At 62.2% G+C, this 20132-nt stretch carries 24 protein-coding genes and 1 tRNA gene; 24 read left to right on the top strand and 1 reads right to left on the bottom strand.

What is annotated here, in order from left to right:
• Window positions 1-50: 50 nt before the first annotated feature.
• Genes BJI67_RS13085 through BJI67_RS13055 form a run of 7 tightly spaced genes read left to right on the top strand, consistent with a single transcriptional unit; the run spans window position 51 to window position 6294 of the window.
• Window positions 51-803: a YebC/PmpR family DNA-binding transcriptional regulator gene (locus BJI67_RS13085; protein WP_070073395.1), complete on the top strand. Its 753-nt coding sequence runs from the start codon at window positions 51-53 to the stop codon at window positions 801-803.
• Window positions 803-1294, top strand: a complete 492-nt coding sequence (ruvC, locus tag BJI67_RS13080; RefSeq protein WP_070073394.1) for a crossover junction endodeoxyribonuclease RuvC — start codon at window positions 803-805, stop codon at window positions 1292-1294. The genes BJI67_RS13085 and ruvC overlap by 1 nt, the downstream gene beginning before the upstream one ends.
• On the top strand, window positions 1291-1893 hold the full coding sequence (gene ruvA, locus BJI67_RS13075; RefSeq protein ID WP_070073393.1) for a Holliday junction branch migration protein RuvA: 603 nt from the start codon (window positions 1291-1293) through the stop codon (window positions 1891-1893). The genes ruvC and ruvA overlap by 4 nt, the downstream gene beginning before the upstream one ends.
• A complete protein-coding gene (gene ruvB, locus BJI67_RS13070) occupies window positions 1890-2918 on the top strand; it encodes a Holliday junction branch migration DNA helicase RuvB (protein ID WP_070073392.1) in 1029 nt (342 codons plus the stop codon). Before ruvA ends, ruvB begins: the two co-directional genes overlap by 4 nt.
• On the top strand, window positions 2908-4398 hold the full coding sequence (locus BJI67_RS13065; protein WP_070073391.1) for a sensor histidine kinase: 1491 nt from the start codon (window positions 2908-2910) through the stop codon (window positions 4396-4398). The genes ruvB and BJI67_RS13065 overlap by 11 nt, the downstream gene beginning before the upstream one ends.
• A 29-nt stretch (window positions 4399-4427) precedes the next feature.
• On the top strand, window positions 4428-4958 hold the full coding sequence (locus BJI67_RS13060; RefSeq protein ID WP_156782147.1) for a hypothetical protein: 531 nt from the start codon (window positions 4428-4430) through the stop codon (window positions 4956-4958).
• Window positions 4936-6294, top strand: a complete 1359-nt coding sequence (locus BJI67_RS13055) for a sigma 54-interacting transcriptional regulator (protein ID WP_070073389.1) — start codon at window positions 4936-4938, stop codon at window positions 6292-6294. The genes BJI67_RS13060 and BJI67_RS13055 overlap by 23 nt, the downstream gene beginning before the upstream one ends.
• 236 nt (window positions 6295-6530) lie before the next feature.
• On the opposite strand, the gene BJI67_RS13050 is transcribed toward BJI67_RS13055, so the two are convergent.
• Entirely contained in the window at window positions 6531-6737 is a 207-nt protein-coding gene (locus BJI67_RS13050; RefSeq protein WP_070073388.1) for a hypothetical protein, read from the bottom strand.
• Window positions 6738-7043: 306 nt separating this feature from the next.
• Between BJI67_RS13050 and ybgC the strand changes: the two genes are divergently transcribed.
• The 17 genes from ybgC (at window position 7044) to BJI67_RS17030 (ending at window position 20122) form a co-directional block, all read left to right on the top strand.
• A complete protein-coding gene (gene ybgC / locus BJI67_RS13045) occupies window positions 7044-7460 on the top strand; it encodes a tol-pal system-associated acyl-CoA thioesterase (protein WP_070073387.1) in 417 nt (138 codons plus the stop codon).
• Window positions 7450-8136, top strand: a complete 687-nt coding sequence (gene tolQ, locus BJI67_RS13040; protein ID WP_070073386.1) for a protein TolQ — start codon at window positions 7450-7452, stop codon at window positions 8134-8136. Before ybgC ends, tolQ begins: the two co-directional genes overlap by 11 nt.
• Window positions 8137-8160: 24 nt before the next feature.
• The gene (gene tolR, locus BJI67_RS13035) at window positions 8161-8601 is read left to right on the top strand and encodes a protein TolR (protein ID WP_070073385.1); all 441 of its coding nucleotides are present in this window, start codon (window positions 8161-8163) and stop codon (window positions 8599-8601) included.
• Window positions 8602-8603: 2 nt separating this feature from the next.
• Window positions 8604-9593: a cell envelope integrity protein TolA gene (tolA, locus tag BJI67_RS13030; protein WP_156782146.1), complete on the top strand. Its 990-nt coding sequence runs from the start codon at window positions 8604-8606 to the stop codon at window positions 9591-9593.
• 8 nt (window positions 9594-9601) lie between these two features.
• On the top strand, window positions 9602-10894 hold the full coding sequence (tolB, locus tag BJI67_RS13025; protein ID WP_197513111.1) for a Tol-Pal system beta propeller repeat protein TolB: 1293 nt from the start codon (window positions 9602-9604) through the stop codon (window positions 10892-10894).
• A gap of 64 nt (window positions 10895-10958) precedes the next feature.
• The gene (gene pal / locus BJI67_RS13020; protein ID WP_083250874.1) at window positions 10959-11582 is read left to right on the top strand and encodes a peptidoglycan-associated lipoprotein Pal; all 624 of its coding nucleotides are present in this window, start codon (window positions 10959-10961) and stop codon (window positions 11580-11582) included.
• A gap of 26 nt (window positions 11583-11608) precedes the next feature.
• Complete coding sequence (ybgF, locus tag BJI67_RS13015; protein WP_070073381.1) at window positions 11609-12385, top strand: tol-pal system protein YbgF; 777 nt, start codon at window positions 11609-11611, stop codon at window positions 12383-12385.
• A gap of 40 nt (window positions 12386-12425) precedes the next feature.
• Window positions 12426-13064: a 7-carboxy-7-deazaguanine synthase QueE gene (gene queE, locus BJI67_RS13010; protein ID WP_070073380.1), complete on the top strand. Its 639-nt coding sequence runs from the start codon at window positions 12426-12428 to the stop codon at window positions 13062-13064.
• Window positions 13061-13732 (top strand): 7-cyano-7-deazaguanine synthase QueC, encoded by a 672-nt coding sequence (queC, locus tag BJI67_RS13005; RefSeq protein WP_070073379.1) that lies wholly within the window; start codon window positions 13061-13063, stop codon window positions 13730-13732. Before queE ends, queC begins: the two co-directional genes overlap by 4 nt.
• A 120-nt stretch (window positions 13733-13852) precedes the next feature.
• Window positions 13853-15079, top strand: a complete 1227-nt coding sequence (locus tag BJI67_RS13000) for a YeeE/YedE family protein (RefSeq protein WP_070073378.1) — start codon at window positions 13853-13855, stop codon at window positions 15077-15079.
• Window positions 15080-15151: 72 nt separating this feature from the next.
• Window positions 15152-15227, top strand: a tRNA-Lys gene (locus tag BJI67_RS12995).
• A gap of 88 nt (window positions 15228-15315) precedes the next feature.
• The gene (locus BJI67_RS12990) at window positions 15316-16362 is read left to right on the top strand and encodes a site-specific integrase (protein ID WP_070073377.1); all 1047 of its coding nucleotides are present in this window, start codon (window positions 15316-15318) and stop codon (window positions 16360-16362) included.
• 117 nt (window positions 16363-16479) lie between these two features.
• Window positions 16480-18054 carry a type I restriction-modification system subunit M gene (locus BJI67_RS12985; RefSeq protein WP_070073376.1) on the top strand — a complete coding sequence of 525 codons (1575 nt, stop codon included), beginning with the start codon at window positions 16480-16482 and terminating at the stop codon, window positions 18052-18054.
• Window positions 18051-18794, top strand: a complete 744-nt coding sequence (locus BJI67_RS12980; RefSeq protein ID WP_197513109.1) for a restriction endonuclease subunit S — start codon at window positions 18051-18053, stop codon at window positions 18792-18794. The genes BJI67_RS12985 and BJI67_RS12980 overlap by 4 nt, the downstream gene beginning before the upstream one ends.
• Window positions 18787-19371 carry a restriction endonuclease subunit S gene (locus BJI67_RS12975; protein ID WP_197513107.1) on the top strand — a complete coding sequence of 195 codons (585 nt, stop codon included), beginning with the start codon at window positions 18787-18789 and terminating at the stop codon, window positions 19369-19371. The genes BJI67_RS12980 and BJI67_RS12975 overlap by 8 nt, the downstream gene beginning before the upstream one ends.
• Window positions 19371-19943: an AAA family ATPase gene (locus BJI67_RS12970; protein ID WP_070073374.1), complete on the top strand. Its 573-nt coding sequence runs from the start codon at window positions 19371-19373 to the stop codon at window positions 19941-19943. The genes BJI67_RS12975 and BJI67_RS12970 overlap by 1 nt, the downstream gene beginning before the upstream one ends.
• Window positions 19940-20122: a hypothetical protein gene (locus BJI67_RS17030; protein WP_083250873.1), complete on the top strand. Its 183-nt coding sequence runs from the start codon at window positions 19940-19942 to the stop codon at window positions 20120-20122. Before BJI67_RS12970 ends, BJI67_RS17030 begins: the two co-directional genes overlap by 4 nt.
• Window positions 20123-20132 lie beyond the last annotated feature (10 nt).

Below are 20132 nucleotides of genomic sequence, written 5' to 3'. Positions count from 1 at the left end.
GATAGAATCGCGCGGCATCGGCATGAACGAATTCGTAGAAGAGGTACGGCATGGCAGGGCATAGCAAATGGGCCAACATTCAGCATCGCAAGGGTGCTCAGGACAAGAAGCGGGGCAAGCTGTTTACCAAGCTGATCCGCGAGATCACCGTCGCGGCGCGCATGGGCGGCGGTGAACCGGGTTCCAACCCGCGCCTGCGTATCGCGATCGACAAGGCCCTTTCGGCCAATATGCCCAAGGATACGGTCGAACGCGCACGCAAACGCGGTGCGGGCGGCATGGACGGAGACAATTACGAGGAGGTTCGCTACGAGGGCTACGGCCCCGGCGGCGTGGCGGTGATGGTCGACTGCATGACCGACAACCGCAACCGTACCGTGGCCGAGGTGCGCCATGCCTTTACCAAGGCCGGCGGCAACCTGGGCACGGACGGCTCCGTGGCCTTCATGTTCACGCATGCCGGCGTGCTGACCTTTGCGCCCGGACTGGACGAGGATGCGCTGATGGAGGCGGCGCTGGAGGCGGGTGCCGACGACGTGCTGGTCGACGAGGACGGCAGCGCCGAGGTGTTGACGGCGCCGGACGCCTACGAAACCGTCGCCGCGGCGATGCGCGAGGCAGGCTTCGAGCCCGAGGCCGCCGAGGCGACCATGCGTCCTAACAACCTCAGCCCGATCGATGTCGAGACCGCCGAGACCATGATCCGGCTGATCGATACCCTCGAGGATCTCGACGACGTGCAGGCAGTTTACAGCAACGCCGACTTCCCGAGCGAGGTGCTGGAACGCCTGGCCGCGGACTGATGCGCATCCTGGGCGTCGATCCGGGATCGCGAATCACCGGCTACGGGCTGATCGAAAGCGACGGTCGCCGCAGCCGCCATCTGGCCAGTGGATGCATCCGCCTGCCGGAAACCGATCTGGCCGAACGGCTTGGGCGGATCTACCGCGAGATCGGTGCGATCGTGGAGGACCATGCCCCGGACGTGATGGTTGTGGAGCAGGTATTCGTGGCGCGCAATCCGGCCTCCGCGCTCAAGCTGGGACAGGCGCGCGGCGCCGCCATTTGTGCGGGCGTGGTTGCCGGGGTGCCGGTGCGGGAATACGCGCCGCGCGAGGTCAAACTGGCCGTGGTGGGAACGGGAGCGGCGGACAAGATGCAAGTACAGCACATGGTCCGGATATTGCTCGGGATGGATCACAAACCGCAGGCGGACGCCGCAGACGCGCTGGCCATCGCGGTGTGCCATGCGCACACCGGCCTGAATCCGCTAGGCGCGAGGGTGGTGCGGTGATCGGGCGTCTCAGGGGCTCTCTGCTGCTCAAGCAGCCACCGCGGTTGTTGCTCGAGGTGGGCGGCGTCGGCTACGAGGTCGAGGCGCCGATGTCGACCTTCTACGTGTTGCCCGAGGTGGGTGCCGAGGTGGTCCTGCACACCCATCTGCACATTCGCGAGGATGCCCATCAGTTGTTCGGCTTCGCCGCCGAGAGCGAGCGCGCGCTGTTTCGCGAGCTGCTCAAGGTCAACGGCGTGGGGGCGAGAGTGGCGCTGGCAATCCTCTCCGGCATGGATGCGGTGACCTTTGCGGATTGCATCCGGGCCGGCGACAGCGCGCGGCTGGTGCGTCTGCCGGGCATCGGCAAGAAGACCGCCGAGCGCCTGATCGTGGAACTCCGCGACCGTCTGCCAACCGGCGTCGGCGCCGCCGGATCGCCGTCCGCCGCGTCTCCCGCCGTGCCGACGATGGCAAATGCCGAGGAGGAGGCCGTCAGTGCGCTGATCGCCCTCGGTTACCGGCCGCCAGAGGCCAGCAGGATGATCGCGGCGGCAGCCGGCGACGGCCAGGATGCCGAGACTCTCATCCGTCAGGCACTCAAGGCGGCGGTACGGTGAGCGGCGACGAACGTCTTTTGAGCGGTGAACGCCAGGGCAGCGACGCCGATGCCGGCATCCGCCCGCGTCGGCTGGCGGAATACGTCGGACAGCCCGCCGTCTGCGAGCAGATGTCGATCTTCATCGAGGCTGCGCGCGGTCGCGGCGAGGCGCTGGACCATACCCTGATCTTCGGACCGCCGGGGTTAGGCAAGACCACCCTGGCGCATATCGTCGCCAACGAGCTTGGGGCGAACCTGCGCCAGACCTCCGGGCCGGTGCTGGAAAAGCCCGGAGACCTGGCCGCGCTGCTGACCAATCTCGAACCCAACGACGTGCTGTTCGTCGATGAAATCCACCGGCTGAGCCCGATGGTCGAGGAAATCCTCTATCCCGCGATGGAGGATTTCCAGCTCGATATCGTGATCGGCGAAGGTCCGGCGGCGCGCTCGATCAAGCTCGATCTGCCGCCCTTCACCCTGGTGGGGGCGACCACCCGGGCGGGGCTGCTGACCTCGCCGCTGCGCGATCGCTTCGGCATCGTGCAGCGGCTGGAGTTCTATGGCACCGAGGATCTTACACGTATCGTCAGCCGCGCCGCGGGCATACTGGGTGTCGCTATCGATAGCGAGGGCGCGGGCGAGATCGCCCAGCGCGGCCGCGGCACACCCCGGATCGCCAATCGACTGCTGCGTCGCGTGCGCGATTTCGCCCAGGTCAAGGCGGACGGTGCCATCAGCAGCGGCGTCGCCAGTCGCGCCCTCGACATGCTCAACGTCGACCGCTACGGACTGGATCATATGGACCGGCGTCTGCTGCTGGCGGTGATGGAGCGCTTCGGCGGCGGGCCGGTCGGCGTGGATAGCCTGGCCGCTGCTATCGGCGACGAGCGGGGCACTATCGAGGATGTCATCGAACCCTACCTGATCCAGCAGGGCTTTCTGACCCGCACCGCCCGTGGGCGCGTCGCCGGCCATCGCGCCTGGTCCCATTTCGGTCTCAAGGCGCCGACCGCAGGGGAGCTGTTTCCCGACGATGGCGATTAAATGGATCGCCGCGCTCGGCGATCGGCGCTGGCCGCCGCACTCGCTGGGCGGACTGGTGCTGCTGAGCTTCGCCATCGTGGTCCTGCCGCTGCTGCTGGTGGTGCTGGGCGCGGCCTACGAGGTCAATCGGATCGCGGGGCAGAGCGAAGATATCGTGTTCGAGGCGGTCCAGCTCACCCAGGGCAGTCTGTTGCTGATGGAGGACCTGGTGACCATGGAGCGCAGCGCCCGGCAGTATCTCGTGGTCGGCGATCGGGGGCTGCTGCAGGTCTTCCAATCGAGTCATGAGCAATTCGCGCATACGGTAAGCGGCCTGATGGCCTTGCCTTTGGGGCCCGTCTTGAAGGCTCGTGTGGCCGGGCTGGCTGCGGGTGAGCGTCGACTGGCGAAGCGTTTCCAGCAATTGACCGAAACCAAGCCCGCGGCCGGTGCTCCGCCGGCCAGTATCGAAGGTTTCGACCGTCTGAGCCGTGAGGCGCATCAGTTGTGGATCGATAGCAGTCGTATGGTCGGCAAGCGCGTCGACGTGTTGCGCGCGCATGCCGATTGGCTGCAGCGGGTCTTGGTATGGGGGGCGATGCTGCTGGTGCCGCTGACCTTTCTGCTCGCCTATGTGCTCAGCCGGTTGATCCTGCGTCCGGTGCGGCAGATCGACAATGCGATCCACCACCTTGGCGACGGTCGCTTCGACCAGACCGTGGCGGTCAGCGGACCGCGCGACCTCGAATATCTGGGCGAACGTCTAGACTGGACACGCCGTCGCCTGCAGGAGCTTGAGGCGAGCAAGCAGCGTTTCCTACGCGATATTTCGCACGATCTCAAAACACCGCTGACGACGATGCTCGAAGGCGTGGCCTTGCTCGACGAGCAGGTGCTGGGCATGCTCAATGCCGAGCAGGCCAGTCTGGTGCGCATCCTGGCTGCCAGCGGGCGCTTGTTGCAGCAGCGCATCGAGCAGTTGCTGCAATACAGTCGCCTGCAGGGGCAGTTTGCCAGCCTGGACCTCAAGCGACTGGATTTCGCGCAGTTGGTGGAGCAGTCGATCAAGGCGTTGACACCAGCGGTCGGCGGGCGTGGACTGAATATCGACCGCAATCTGACGCGGGCGATGATGTGGGGCGACGAGGCGAAGTTGCGTCAGGTGGTCGACAATCTCCTGTCGAATGCCATCAAATACGCACCACGAGGGTCGACGGTGCATGTCGATGTTTCCTTGCCGGAAGACTGGGTGGTGCTGCGTCTGGCAGACGAGGGTCCTGGCGTCGCGAACGAAGACGCGGCACACCTATTCGAGCCGTTCTACCGGGGGAGACCGCCGCAGGAAGGCATGGTGAGGGGGTCCGGTCTGGGGCTGGCCATCGTTCAGGAATATGTACAGGCGCATCGCGGCAAGGCTGGACTGGGCGTACCGCAGCAGGGTGAAGGTGCCGTATTCGTCGTGGAACTGCCCCCCGACTTGCGTGAGGATGAGACACGATGAAGGTCTGGCATTTGCCTGCATGGTTGGGGTTGGCTGGCGTGCTGGCGCTATCCGGTTGTGCAAAACTGCCCGCGTTTTTACAGCAAGGTGCGGTTGCGCCACCCGCTGCCCCGCCGGCCGCCAAGCACGTGTCGCCGCCTCCGCCTCTGCCGGCGCCATCGGCGGGTATCAAGGCGCTGCTCAATTACGCTGGCGAGGCGGCAGTCATGCCTCCGGACCGTCAAACGATGTTGTGTACCCAGTCGAAGACGCATTTGGACGCGGATTCCGGAGATTACGCAAGGGTGGTGCTGGGGGTGATGGCTGCGGTGATGCCGGATTGCATTTCACCGGAACAGATGGAGAGCGTGCTGCAGCCAGTGGCCGCCAACCGGAATTCGCCATATCACGGACTGGCAGGTGTGCTCGCCGCGATCGCGCAACAGCGGCAGGCGTCCGATCAGGTATTGGCCAAGGCGCGGCAGGATGCGACGCAGTTGCGCGCAAAACTCAAGGCGTTGACCCAGATCGAAACGCAGCTTAATCAGGTGAAGGACCGTGAATTACAAAACCTCAACTAAGCCACGCGTGCTGCTGGTCGACGACGAACCGGATTTGTTGCACGTCCTCTCGTTGCGATTGAATGTAGGAGGCTACGACGTCGAGATCGCGCAAAGTGGTGCCGAGGCCTTGTCCAAGCTGCCGGTATTCCGGCCGCAGGTGGTCATCACCGACCTGCGCATGGAGGGGATGGACGGGATGGCGCTGTTCGATGCCATAGCGCGGGCCTACACCGGCCTCCCGGTCATCATTCTGACTGCGCACGGCAATATCCCGGATGCGGTTGCCGCCACGCGTCGCGGTGTCTTCGGCTTTCTCACCAAACCTTTCAATCATCGCGAGCTGCAGACCCAGATAGATGCTGCCGTCCAGCTTGGCGGCGGCTTTCCCGAAGAGAGCGAAACGGAAACCTGGAGCGCTGGCATCATCACGCGAAGTCCCGAGATGCAGGCGGTCCTGGCGGAAGCCAAGCTAGCCGCGCGTGCCGATGCGAGCATTCTGATCCGGGGCGAAAGCGGCACCGGCAAGGAACTGCTGGCGCATGCGATTCATCGCGCCAGCCGCCGGCAACGCGAACCCTTCGTGGCCGTGAATTGCAGCGCGATACCCGAGAATCTGATCGAATCCGAGCTGTTCGGCCATCGCAAGGGTGCCTTCACCGGCGCGGCGAGCGACCACCCGGGCCTGTTCCAGGCGGCGCGCGGAGGCACCCTGTTTCTGGACGAGATCGGCGACATGCCGTTGTCGGCGCAAGCCAAGCTGTTGCGCGCCCTGCAGGAGCGGGCGGTGCGCCCGGTCGGTGCCGTGGCCACGATCCCGGTCGACGTGCGCGTGGTGTCGGCGACGCATCGCGACCTCGACGCGGCCGTGCGCGAAGGACGCTTCCGCGAGGATCTGTATTACCGCCTGAACGTGGTGACGCTGAGTCTGCCCAGCCTGGCCGAGCGCCGCGAAGACATCCCTCTGCTCGCGGCGCATTTCCTGGCGGCGGCGGCCAACCGCGCGCCGCAGGAGGTGAAGGGTTTTTCGCCCGATGCCATGGCACGACTGGTGGCCTACGACTGGCCCGGTAACGTACGGCAACTGCATAACGTCGTGGAGCGCACCATCGCGCTGACCACCACGCCGCTGATCCCGGCGAGCCAGGTGGAAAAGGCTCTCAACGAGGGCCCAGCAGAGATGCCCTCCCTGGTCGAAACGCGGGAGCAGGCCGAACGCGAGTACATCACTCGCATCCTCACGCTGACCGACGGCAACGTCACCGCTGCGGCCAAGTTGGCGAAGCGTAACCGCACCGAATTCTATAAGTTATTGAATAGACACCATATCGATCCGGCATTGTTTAAGCGCGCCTGAGACTGTCGCCGTGAGGCGACAGTCCGATTCCTCGATATTTCAATCTCTTAGGTTAATCGCTGCCTGAAGTGTCGCCGTATGCAGACGGAATAAACGCTACGACGAGCGTGTTCGGCGCGCATGCCTTTATAATCCATTGAATTTTAATAATAAAAAAAACTGGCACGCAGTTTGAATTGCTATTTGTGTAACGAGGGCTAGGGATTGCATCGAAGTCTGCTGTGCCCGACGCCTGGTCAGTGTTTAAACAGATAGAGGATGCATATGAGTAACAGACGCCTGAAGTTCGCTGCAGTGGCCATCGTGCTTGGCGCCGGTCTGTTGGCTGGTTGCGGCAAGAAAGAGTCCACCACGCCGGCAACTTCCGGACAAAACGGTTCGGCGCCCACCGCGGCGGCACCAGCCAGTAGTACGTCGATGCCTTCGGCGCCGTCAGCGAGCATGCCTGAATCCGGCACGCACATGCCAGCCGCGCCAGTATCCCCTGCTTCCTGAGGGGTGAGTTTTTGCCCGCCGCCCCATGCCGGCGGGCTCCGTTGTCGCTCCTTCCGGCGGCGACATCACAACACATTCTCCCTCGGGTTGTTGTGAGGTCGTCGCCGGCTATTTAATTTCGCTCCACCCTGTCTGGCGTCTCGGGCCGACATCGGGCAGGATAAAAAAAGACTGCCAAAACCCAGCGGATTTGACAGAATACACGCCTTGTTGCCTGCCGCACGGTCACATGCGCAGCGCTACGGGAGCGAATCATGGAAGTGTTTTCCTGGCCTGTACGCGTCTATTACGAAGACACGGATACGGCCGGAGTCGTGTACTACGCAAATTACCTCAGGTTCATGGAAAGGGCGCGTACCGAATGGTTGCGAAGCCTTGGCTTCGAGCAGGACGAGTTGATGCGCGATCCCGGTGTGGTTTTCGCCGTACGCTCGGTTTCGGTCGACTATCTCAGGCCTGCCCGCTTCAATGACGCTCTCGAAATCACTGCTGCCGTATCCAGTGTGCGTGCAGTGAGCCTCGTCGTTGAGCACGAGGTCCGTCGTTTAGACGACGGCGATGTCAACGTGCTTGCCCGAGGCAACGCCAGGCTCGCCTGTCTCGATGCGGACTCGTTTCGTCCCGCCGCATTTCCGGAAAAATTACTGGAGGCTGTCGTTCGTGTCAGTTGATCCCACTTTCTATGAATTGGTCATCAATTCCAGCCTGCTGGCGCAACTGGTGCTGTTGTTGCTGATGATCGCCTCTATATTGTCGTGGGCGATGATCTTCGTGAAGTGGCGCATGCTCAAGCGTGCCCGCCGCCTGGCCGGCAGTTTCGAGGACCGTTTTTGGTCCGGGGCGAACTTGTCGCAGCTTTACGAGTCCATTCGTGCGCAGACGCAGCGAGGCGGAATGGGTGGCATGGAAGGTATTTTTGCGGCCGGGTTCCGTGAATATCTACGCCTGCAGCGCCCTAATCAGGAGACCGTGCCGAGTTTCGTGATCGACGCCGCGCAACGTTCCATGCGCGTCGCCTCTTCGCGCGAGGAGGACGAACTGGGCCGCTGGCTGACGTTTCTTGCCACGGTCGGTTCGGTCAGCCCGTACGTGGGTCTGTTCGGCACCGTGTGGGGGATCATGCATGCCTTCATGGCGCTGGGCGACGTGCAGCAGGCCTCGCTGGCAATGGTAGCTCCGGGGATTGCAGAGGCCTTGATCGCCACGGCGATGGGCCTGTTCGCAGCAATTCCGGCAGTCGTGGCCTACAACCGCTTCGCCGATGAATTGGAGCGTCTGATGACGCGCTATGACAATTTCCAGGATGAATTTCTGGCGCTCCTGCAGCGCCAGCTGGTGATGAGCTGAGAAGCCACTCGAACGGATTCCGATATGTCTCGCCGCTACCGTCGCCGCAAGCCCATGGCCCAGATCAATGTCGTGCCTTACATTGACGTGATGCTGGTCCTGCTGGTGATCTTCCTGGTGACCGCGCCGCTGCTCAAACAAGGCGTCAAGGTCGACCTGCCGCGGGTACCGTCCAAACCGGTTTCCAGTCAGGCATCGCAGGTGCCGTTGACGGTCACGGTGAATGCTTCCGGGGCTTTTTTCGTGAGTCAGGGGGCCAATCCGGCCCAGCCGCTGGATGCTGCCGCCTTGCGGCACATTGCGACCGAGGTATTGCGCAAACACCCCAAGATCCAGGTTTACGTGCGCGGCGATAGCCATGTGAGCTACGGCCGTGTGGTCGAGGCGATGGGTATCCTGCAGCAGGCAGGGGCGGACAAGGTGGGGCTCGTCACCGAACCCCCGGCAGCCAAGACGCGACCCTGAGCATGTGGCGTGAGCTGAGAGAGCATCCTTGGGCCTTGTTGGCCGCGATATTGCTGAACGTGATCGTGTTGGTTCTGTTCGGTATCGGCCTGAGCTTCGATCACACAATCACGCCTGCCTCGTCAGGCGCACCGATTCAAGCGGCTCTGGTGCCGCCGCCGAAGAACGTTGCCGCCGAAGCGGCAGCCAAGGCCAAGGCGGCGGCCGAAGCGAAACAGCGCGCCGAAGCAGCGGCCAAGGCCAAGGCAGCGGCAGAAGCGAAGCAGCGCGCCGAAGCGGCAGCCAAGGCCAAGGCGGCGGCAGAAGCGAAACAGCGCGCCGAAGCAGCGGCCAAGGCCAAGGCAGCGGCAGAAGCGAAGCAGCGCGCCGAAGCGGCAGCCAAGGCCAAGGCGGCGGCCGAGGCGAAACAGCGCGCCGAGGCGGCAGCCAAGGCCAAGGCAGCGGCCGAGGCGAAGCAGCGCGCCGAGGCGGCAGCCAAGGCCAAGGCAGCGGCCGAAGCGAAGCAGCACGCCGAGGCGGCAGCCAAGGCCAAGGCGGAAGCCGAAGCGAAACAACGTGCCGAAGCAGCCGCCAAGGCCAAGGCCAAGGCGGAGGCCGAAGCGAAGCGCAAGGCGGCCGAAGAGGCGGCCGCCAAGCGGCGCCTGCAGGAGCAGATCGCTGCCGAGGCGGCGGCCTTGAAAAAACAGCAAATGGCGATTACTGCAGCGCGAAATCAGAAGCTGCAGAATTCATGGCTGGCTGCAATCAAGGCTCTGGTGCAGAGCAATTGGGTGATCCCACCGGGTTACCAGCCGGGGCAAAGCTGTCGTGTCATGGTTCAGCAGGACCCGGCGGGGTATATTCTCAGCCTGCAAATATCCGATTGCACCGGCGACGAACTGTTCAAACACTCGGTCGAGGTCGCGGTCAGACGTTCGGAACCATTGCCCTTGGCACCTAATCCAAGTGTTTTTCAACGTACCTTGATATTCGATTTCAAGCCCCAGGGATGAGGATGTTCATGCGACGAATTGCGGCGGTCCTGTGTCTGATTGTCGGTATAGCCTGGGTGCCTGCTCACGCGGCGCTCAACATCACCATTACCCAGGGTGCGGTTGGCGCGACGCCGATCGGCGTAGTCCCCTTCGCCTGGACCGACAAGGGGCCGCCGCCGCAACGTATCGGCCACATTGTCGCCGATGACCTGGCGCGCAGCGGGCTGTTCGCCCCCGTGCCGCCGGACAAGATGCCGCAGCAGCCAACCCAGCCCAGCCAGATCGATAACACGGCGTGGAGCAAGATGGGGGTCGGGGACGTGGTGATCGGGGGACTGGAGTCGCTCGGCGGAGGTCAGTACAGCGTGCATTTCCAGCTTTTCGACACCCTGCAGAACCAGCAGCTGTTGGGCTATCGTTTTCAGGCCAAGATCGGCCAGTTGCGCCAGGCCGCCCATCGGATCAGCGATCTGATCTATCAGCAGTTGACCGGTCAGCGCGGTGCCTTCAACACGCACATCGCCTATGTCAGCACCAAGGTGGAAAACGGTCGTATCGCGCGCTACCGGATCATGGTGGCGGATTACGATGGGCATAACGCACAGGTCGTGTACTCTTCGCCCAAGCCGCTTTCGTCGCCCGCATGGTCGCCGGACGGCAAGTACATTGCCTACGAATCCTTCGCCTCGGGGCGGCCCGAGCTGTATCTGCAGAACCTGTCCACGGCCAAGCGCGAGCTGATCTCGGATCAGCCGGGACTCAACAGCGCACCTGCGTTCTCGCCCGACGGCACTCAGCTGGCGATGACGCTCACGCATAACGGGCATGCCGAGATATTCGTCATGGACCTCGCCACGCACCAATTGACCCAGGTGACCCACGACGCCTCGATCAACACGGGAGCGGCCTGGATGCCGGACGGGAAATCCATCGTGTTCACCTCGGACCGGGGCGGGTCGCCGCAGATCTACGTCAAGACGATCGGCGGTGGGCCGGCACAACGCCTGACTTACGACGGGCACTACAATGCCGGTGCCAGCGTGTCTCCCAACGGCAAGAAGGTCGCCTTCGTGCATGAGGCGGGGGGCGCCTTCCAGATCGCAATCATGGACCTGGGTACCGGGCAGATGCAGGTGTTGACGCGCGGTCCCCTGGACGATGCCCCGAGCTTTTCGCCTAACGGGGCGATGATCATCTACAGCACGATTTACAACGGCAAGAAGGTGCTCGGCGTGGTCAGCGTCGATGGACGCGTGCGCCAGCGCCTGAGCGGTCCCGAATACGTCAGCCAGCCGGCCTGGTCGCCGTTTGGCAGCTGAACGAATAGGGCGAGAGCGACATTTTGAGCGTTTCATTTTCGGGCTTACCTAAGGAGCAAGGAACATGAACAGGTTTACTGGAGTCATGGCTGTGGCCGGGCTGGCATTCACGCTGGCGGCATGCGCACCGACGACGCAGACGGTCAAGCCGGGTGCGAATGCCGGCATGGGCGCGACGGGAAGTTCCGCCATGGGTAGTGGCAGCGGACAGGGACAGGCTAATGCGTTGCAGGGGCAGGGCGCCATGAGCGCAAGCCAGCTGAACAATCCGGCCAGCCCACTGTACAAGCGGACGATCTATTTTGCGTTCAACAGCAGTGCCATCGCGCCGCAATATCTGACCATCATCAGCGCTCATGCGAAGTATCTTTCGGCGCATCCGAATACGACCATCAAGCTCGAAGGCAATACCGACGACCGTGGTTCGCATACGTACAACATGGCGCTCGGCCAGCGGCGAGCCCAGGCAGTGGCCAAACTGCTCGAGTTGCAGGGCGTCAAGGCCAGCCAGCTCGACATCATCAGCTATGGCGAGGACAATCCGGTCTGCATGCAGCAGAACGAAGCCTGCTGGCAGCAGAATCGCCGGGTGAATCTGGTCTACCCGGGGCAGCCTGCGACGATGCCAGCCCCGACGAGCGGGTCGTCGACGACCATGAATTCCCAATCGGGTATGTCCGGTCAATAACCACTGCTGCGACGGAATAGGTTTCTATGCGTTCAGGTCATCGGATCACCGCGGTACTGCTGGGGGCGGCGCTCGCCGTCCCCACCGTATCCGCGCACGCGGATGATAGCCAGGCGGTCATCCAGTTGTATCAGCAGGTCACAAATCTGCAACAGCAGATCCGCGATCTGCGCGGTCAGAATCAGGAGCTTCAACACGAGCTGGACGATCTGCGCAAGCGCCAGCGAGAGCTCTACATGAATACCGATCAGCGGCTGCAGGCATTGGAAGCTGCGGTTTCGGGCGGTACCGCCGTGCATCCGGTCGGTGCCGGTACGGCCAATGCGCCGGCTATGGGAACCTCCATGCCGGCTGCTTCGACGGCACAGGTAGCAGCTGCGGCAACTTCCACGCCGTCGCCAACAGGATCCGCCGGGGGCAACGGTTTCGACGCCTACCAGCAGGCCTTCAATCTGCTGAAGAACAGCCATTACCATGAGGCCGTCGACGCCTTTAAGTCCTTCGTCAAGAACTACCCGCAGAGCCCCTATGTTCCCAATGCGGAATATTGGATGGGCGAGGCGCTGTACGTGGAGCAGCACTTCAACCAGGCCCTGGCCCAGTTCCGCAAGGTGGTGGATCAGTATCCTCAGAGCAACAAGGTGGCCGCCTCCATGCTCAAGATTGGTTACAGCCAATATGAGCTCAAACAGTGGCCCGCCGCGCGCAAGACCTTGCAGAACGTCATGAACAACTACCCAGGCACCAGCGCCGCCCGTCTGGCCGCAGATCGCCTGAAACGCATGCAGCGTGAAGGTCATTAGCCAGCCAAAATCGGCAGTTGCGCAAGCTCCGCGGACGGCGTTGCAGCTGCGGATCACCGAAATCTTCCTCTCCCTCCAGGGAGAGGCGCGCGACGTCGGAAGACCGACGGTATTCGTTCGCCTGACCGGGTGTCCTCTACGTTGCCACTACTGCGATACCGCCTACGCATTTTCGGGCGGCCTGGCGATGCCCGTGGACGAGGTGCTGGCCAAAGTCGAGGCGTACGGGGTACGCCATGTCACCGTGACCGGTGGCGAGCCACTGGCGCAGCGTGCGGTCCTGCCGCTGCTTGCATCTCTCTCTGACGCTGGGCTGGCCGTCTCCCTGGAAACCAGCGGTGCGCTGGACGTTTCCGCCGTCGACCCGCGTGTGGTCAAGGTGATGGACCTCAAATGCCCGGACTCGGGCGAGGCGGACAGAAATCGTCTGGAAAATCTGGCCTCCATCGGCCCGCAGGACCAGATCAAGTTCGTGATCGCCAGTCGCAACGACTACATATGGTCGCGTGAGATGATGTCGGAACACGGGTTGGCCGAGCGTTGCGAGATCCTGTTCTCACCAGTCCATGGCCGACTGGAGCCGCAAGCGCTGGCGGAATGGATACTGGAAGACCGGCTGCCCGTGCGGTTCCAGATACAGCTGCACAAATACCTTTGGGGAGAGGAACAGGGGCGATGAACAAGGCAGTGATTCTATTGTCCGGTGGTCTGGACTCCGCCACTGTGCTGGCGATTGCGCGCGCTGCCGGCTTCGCCTGTTACGCACTGAGCTTCGATTACGGACAAAGACACGTTGCCGAGCTTGTCGCTGCAAAGCGGGTGGCGACAACAGGCGGCGCGCTCGAGCACCGCGTCATCAAACTCGATCTTGGCGCAATCGGCGGTTCTGCACTCACCGATACGGCCATCGATGTTCCGGAATCGCCCACGGAAGGCATCCCGATAACCTATGTGCCGGCACGCAACACGGTGTTTCTTTCCGTGGCCCTGGGCTGGGCCGAGGTGCTGGAGGCTCGCGATATCTTCGTCGGCGTCAACGCCGTGGACTATTCAGGATACCCGGACTGTCGTCCTGCCTTCGTGCAGGCCTTCGAGCAGTTGGCCAATGTGGCGACGAAAGCCGGCGTGGAAGGCGAGCGCTTTCATATCCACGCCCCCCTCATCGACGATACCAAGGGCGAAATCATCCGGCGGGGAACAGCTCTGGGCGTGGATTATGCGCAGACCGTTTCGTGCTACCAGCCGGATGCCGACGGTCGCGCCTGCGGCCGATGCGACGCCTGTCGCCTGCGCGCTGCCGGTTTCGAGGATGCCGGCGTCGCCGATCCAACCCGTTACCTCCGCTGATCCCACTCCCAGCGCGGAATAAAACCTCTCGGCGGCGCATCTAGCTTGCGCGACAGTCGTGGTGGGGCTGGCTGTGCCCGCGACGACTACAATGAGAAATTATTTGCAGAGGGACGGCTTATGGATCTGACAACGACACAACAGGTCTTAATCGGGGGGCTCGGGCTGGCGGTGGTCATGGGGGCCGTGGTCAATAAGACCAATTTCTGCACCATGGGTGCAGTTTCTGACTGGGTCAACATGGGAGACACGGGGCGCATCCGAGCTTGGATGTTCGCGATTGCGGTCGCCATCACCGGCGTGCTGATACTGCAGTGGACCGGGCTTGCCAAGATGTCGATGGTGGCCAACAACAGCACCTCGTTCCCGCCCTATCTGACCAGCTCACTGGCCTGGCCGCGCTATCTGGTCGGCGGATTTCTGTTCGGCGTCGGCATGACCCTGGGCAGTGGCTGCGGTAACAAGACCATGGTGCGCATCGGTGCAGGCAACATCAAATCGCTGTTCGTGTTCGCGATGATGGGGGTTGGCGCCTACCTGATGATGTACACCAATTTCGGTTATCACGTCTTCCTCAAATGGATGACGCCGGCCTTCGTCGACGTGAGCAGCTTCGGCGCGAGCAACCAGGGTATCGGCAGCATCATCGCCGCTCTCTTCGGCATCCATGCCCAGGACGTCGCCGGCTATGTCGTCGGTGTACTGCTGAGCCTCGCGCTTATCGTTTGGGCGCTGCGTTCCACGGATTTCCGCGGCAGCTTCGACAACGTGATCGGCGGTCTGGTGGTCGGATTGATCGTGGTGGGCGGGTGGTGGCTCACGGCCGGCCCGGTGGGTCAGCACTGGCTGAGCGACATCGACTTCATGGATACGCCTCCAGCCGCGCCGGGTGCGCAATCATTCACCTTCGTTTCGCCGAGCGGTCAGGTGATGTACTTCCTGACGGCCGGATTCAAGTCCAAGCTGGTGACCTTCGGCATGATGGTTGCCCTGGGCGTGGTCATCGGTTCGTTTCTGTACGCGCTGTTCACCCGCAAGCTGCGCCTTGAGTGGTTTTCCTCGATCAGCGACTTCGTGCGTCACATCGTTGGCGGCTTTCTGATGGGCGTGGGCGGCGTGCTGGGCATGGGTTGCACCATTGGCCAAGGCGTGACGGGTGTGTCGACCCTGGCCCTTGGCTCCTATATGACGCTGATCTCCATCATCTTCGGCAGCGCGCTGACCATGAAGATCGAGTATTACCGACTGGTCTACGAAGGTGAGGCTAGCTTCTTCAGCGCCCTGGTGGCGTCGCTGGCCGATTTCCATCTGGTACCTAGCAAGCTGCGCAAGCTCGAAGCTGTCTAGTCTGCAAAGCCAATGAGGCCGTACCCGGGATTCCGGGTACGGCCTCAACGCGTTATACTGCGCAGCCCATTCGGGCCGTTAGCTCAGTTGGTAGAGCACCGGACTTTTAATCCGATGGTCGTTGGTTCGAGCCCAACACGGCCCACCAATTAAAACAAAGACTTAGCGTAATCACTAGAAAGTCAGAAGGTCGCACGGTACAATTTCGGTACACTTTGACCGTAACGGAGTGTGTCGTGGCGACGATCACCCGGACGAAAAGCGGGACCTGGAAGGCCATGATCCGCAGGCAGGGCTGGCCGACCACGATCAAGACGTTCCGCCTGAAGCGGGATGCTCAGGACTGGGCGCGCGAGACAGAAAGCGCGATGGTGCGGGGCGTGTACATACCGCGCGCGCACGGAGAACGGCTGACGCTAGACAGGGCGCTTGATCGCTACCGCCTGGAAGTGACGCCAACAAAGAAGGCATCCACAGCAAGCCGCGAAACGGATCTAGCTGTACCGCTTCGAACCGCGCTCGGTAAGTACTCGCTCGCCGCCATCACCCCCGATATCGTCGCAGAGTACCGCGACAGACGCCTGGCGGCGGTCAGCAAGAAGACCGGGCGCCCCATGAGCGCCAGCAGCGTGCGGCTTGAGCTTGCGCTTCTCGGGCATCTGTACGCCGTGGCTATTAAGGAATGGGGGCTTGGGCTCACGCTGAATCCTGTGCAGATGATCCGGCGACCCAGCCCCGGCGAGGGCCGTAACCGCCGACTGACCGGTGACGAGGAAGCGCGGCTGCTGGCGGCTGTCGATGCACACTCCAACCCGATGCTTGGCTGGATAGTACGCCTGGCGCTTTACACGGGGATGCGGCAGGGGGAGATACTGAGCCTCACTGCCGACCAGGTGGATCTTGACCGCCGCGTGGTGAGGCTGACCGAGACCAAGAACGGCAGTGCCCGCACCGTGCCACTGTCTCGCGCCGCCGTCGATGTACTGCGCGAGGCGCTGGCGTCACCGCTGCGCCGGGGCACGAGCCTTGTGTTCCCCGGAGACCCACGTAAGGACGGCACCCGCCGGCCGTACACGATCAACAGGGTATGGCGCTTTGCGCTCGCGCGGGCCGGCATAGTGGGCCTGCGCTTTCACGACCTGCGACACGAGGCGGTTTCTCGCCTGGTGGAGCGCGGGCTATCAGATCAGGAAGTGGCGGCGATCAGCGGCCACAAGTCCATGCAGATGCTTCGGCGGTACACGCACCTGCGGGCCGAGGATCTGGTGGATAAGCTGGGTTGATTCGCTGTGTGTCCACTTTGCGTACACTCTCTGCTGGCTGGCAGGGTGCGATAGCCGCACAACCGAACCCGCAGCCATGACCAATAACAGCACACAATCGACTGGCAGAAAGACCGCATGACGAACAACAGCAAAGAGACCGAACGTGCCGAGCTGCACAAGACCATCTGGCGCATCGCCAACGACCTGCGCGGCAGCGTGGACGGCTGGGACTTCAAGAGCTACGTGCTCGGCATGTTGTTCTACCGCTTCATCTCCGAGAACCTGACCAGCTACCTCAACGAGCAGGAGCGCCGCGCCGGCAATGCCGATTTCGACTACGCACGCTTGAGCGACCCGGACGCCGAATTCGGCCGCGCCGAGACGGTGACGGAAAAGGGCTTCTACATCCTGCCCTCGGAGCTGTTCGCCAATGTGCGCCAGCGGGCCCGCCAGGACGCCAACCTCAACGAGACCCTCGCGCGCATCTTTGCCAACATTGAAGGCTCCGCCGTCGGCGCCGACAGCGAAAACGACATCAAGGGCCTGTTTGACGATCTGGACGTCAACTCCGGCAAGCTCGGCCCCACTGTCGCCAAACGCAATGAAAAGCTGGTCAAGCTGCTCGACGCCATCGGCGACCTGCCGCTGTCCAACGGCAGTTTTTCACGCAACACCATCGACCTGTTCGGCGACGCCTACGAATACCTGATGCAGATGTACGCCTCCACCGCCGGCAAGTCCGGCGGCGAGTTCTACACCCCGCAGGAGGTCAGCGAACTGCTCGCGCGCCTCACCGTGGTCGGCAAGAGCGAGGTCAACAAGGTCTACGACCCGGCCTGCGGCTCCGGTTCGCTGCTGCTGAAATTCGCCAAGGTGCTGGGGCCGGACAAGGTGCGCCAGGGTTTCTTCGGCCAGGAGGTGAACCTCACCACCTACAACCTGTGCCGCATCAACATGTTCCTGCACGACATCAACTACGAGATGTTCGACATCGCCCACGGCGACACCCTCATCGACCCGAAGCACTGGGACGACGAGCCCTTCGAGGCCATCGTCTCCAATCCGCCCTATTCGATCAAATGGGACGGCGACGCCAACCCGCTGTTGATCAACGACCCGCGCTTTGCCCCGGCCGGCGTGCTGGCGCCCAAGAGCAAGGCCGATCTGGCGTTCACGATGCACATCCTGAGCTGGCTGGCCGTCAACGGCACCGCCGCCATCGTCGAGTTCCCCGGCGTGCTCTACCGAGGTGGCGCGGAAGCCAAGATCAGAAAATACTTGATTGACAACAACTACGTGGACGCGGTGATCCAGTTGCCGCCCGACCTGTTCTTCGGCACCACCATCGCCACCTGCATCATCGTGCTGAAGAAATCCAAATTTGATAACGCCACCCTGTTCATCGACGCATCAAGCGAATTCACCCGCAGCGGCAACAAGAACAAGCTCACCGAGGCGCACCAGCAGAAGATTCTCGATGCCTACACCGTGCGCAAGGACAGCGACCACTTCGCCCGGCTGGTGGAGAACGGCGCCATTGCGGAGAACGGCTACAACATCGCCGTGTCCAGCTATGTGGAGCAGGAAGACACCCGCGAGGCGGTGGACATCAAGGCACTCAATGCCGAGATTGCAAGGATCGTCTCAAGGCAGGCGGAACTGCGCACGGCCATCGATGCCATCGTGGCGGATCTGGAGGGCGGGGCATGAGTGCGGCCTCACGCGAAGGCGCGAAGACGCGAAGGAAGATGAGCCGGATTGATGAGTTGATTGCTGAGCTTTGTCCGGAGGGGGTGGAGTTTAAGGCCATTGAAAGCTTCGTCTCGCGGCCTGCGAATATTCGATGGACGGATCAAGGCGATACCGAATATCAATACATTGACCTGACCTCGGTTGACCGAGCGACGCACGCGATCATTGAAACGTCCGTCATTACCAGCGAGAACGCACCGAGCCGTGCCCAGCAAATTGTCCGCGAAGGCGATGTGATTTTTGGAACCACGCGCCCGATGCTGAAACGGTATGCCGTCATCCCACGCGAATACGACGGCCAGATTTGCAGCACAGGTTTTTGCGTCCTCCGGCCTGACAACAACATCGTACTCACCAACTTCCTGTTCCATCTGCTCGGAACCGATGATTTCTACGCCTACGTCGAAGCCAACGAACGCGGCGCGAGCTATCCCGCCATTCCCGACAACGTGGTGAAGAAGTTTCGCATCCCCGTTCCCCCCCTCGAAATCCAGCGCGAGATCGTGAAGGTGCTGGACACCTTCACCGAGCTGGAGGCGGAGCTGGAGGCGGAGCTGGAGGCGCGTCGGCGGCAGTACCAGTACTACCGCGACACGCTCTTGACGTTCGGCGAACGCTCAGGCGCCGACGCAAGCAAGCAAGCAAGCAAGCAAGCAAGCAAGCAAGCAAGCAAGAATAAGGTGGATGGCGATGGCTGAAGTTGCAGAAGTTCGCAGCGGGTGGGGTTTCCCGAATGCGTATCAAGGTCAGGCCGAAGGCGTATACCCGTTCTACAAAGTCAGTGATATGAATCTTGCAGGTAATGAAACCTTGATGACCTCTGCCAAGAATTTCATTGACAAAGCCACGGTGAGGAAGCTCGGTGTCACGCCTGCGCCTGCGAGGACTGTCATCTTTCCGAAGATTGGCGCTGCAGTTGCAACAAACAAGAAGCGCATGCTTTCAATGCCATCGGCCTACGACAACAACGTAATGGGTCTGATTCCGGGCGACCAACTCAATCCGCGTTTCCTCTTCTTCTGGATGCAGACGGTTGATCTCACCAAGCTCGCACACGATTCCGGCGCGGTTCCATCCATCCGGAAATCTGAAATGGAGAATCTCCAGGTTCCCATCCCACCCCTCGAAGAACAAGCCCGCATCGTCGCCATCCTCGACAAGTTCGACGCGCTGGTGAACGACCTCTCCAGCGGCCTGCCGGCGGAAATTGCCGCGCGGCGCAAGCAATACGAGCACTACCGTGACCGCCTGCTCACCTTCAAGGAGGTCGCCTGATGCCAACTTGCTGGATCATCGCCGGCCCCAATGGCGCGGGTAAAACTACCTTCGCGTTGGAACACCTGCCGCAGGTGGCCGCTTGTGTCCGTTTCATCAATGCCGACCTGATCGCTGCCGGGCTGTCGCCGTTGGCACCGGAGCGCGAGCTGCTGACGGCTAGCCGCATCTTCCTGCGCGAGATTGAGCAGTGTATTGGCTCGCGCGAGGATTTCGCGTTTGAGACCACCCTGGCTGGACGAAGCTACTTGCGTCTGACCGAACGCCTGCGCGCCGATGGTTGGCGGGTGGTGCTGATCTACCTGGCCCTGCCCAGTGCCGAGATGTCGAAGCAGCGCGTGGCCGAACGGGTCGCCCACGGTGGCCACGATATTCCGGTAGTAGATATCGTGCGGCGCTTTCCGCGTAGCCTGCGTCGTTTGCTGGATGACTTCAGTCACCATGTGGATGCCTGCACCTGCTTCATGAATGATGGGGAAAGTCCACAGCTGGTTTTCGAACAGTATGGCGGCAACCGTGTTGTGATCCATGATGATTACTATCAACTGCTGCTTGATGAGGCCAAACGATGAATACAGCTAAAAAGTCCACACCGTCACCGGAAGCACAGCGACAACTGGAACTACTGCGCCAGGCGGTGCGCAATGCGCTGGAGAGAAAACGGAGGTTGGGTCAATACGCGGTGATCTGGCAGGACGGCAAGCCGGTGAGCGTCGGCAAGGACGCACCGCGCCAGGACTCGGGGCCATGAAGCCTACCCC

The sequence above is a fragment of the Acidihalobacter aeolianus genome, assembly GCF_001753165.1.
GTDB lineage: Bacteria > Pseudomonadota > Gammaproteobacteria > DSM-5130 > Acidihalobacteraceae > Acidihalobacter > Acidihalobacter aeolianus.
This window is presented reverse-complemented; position numbering and strand designations above follow the sequence as displayed.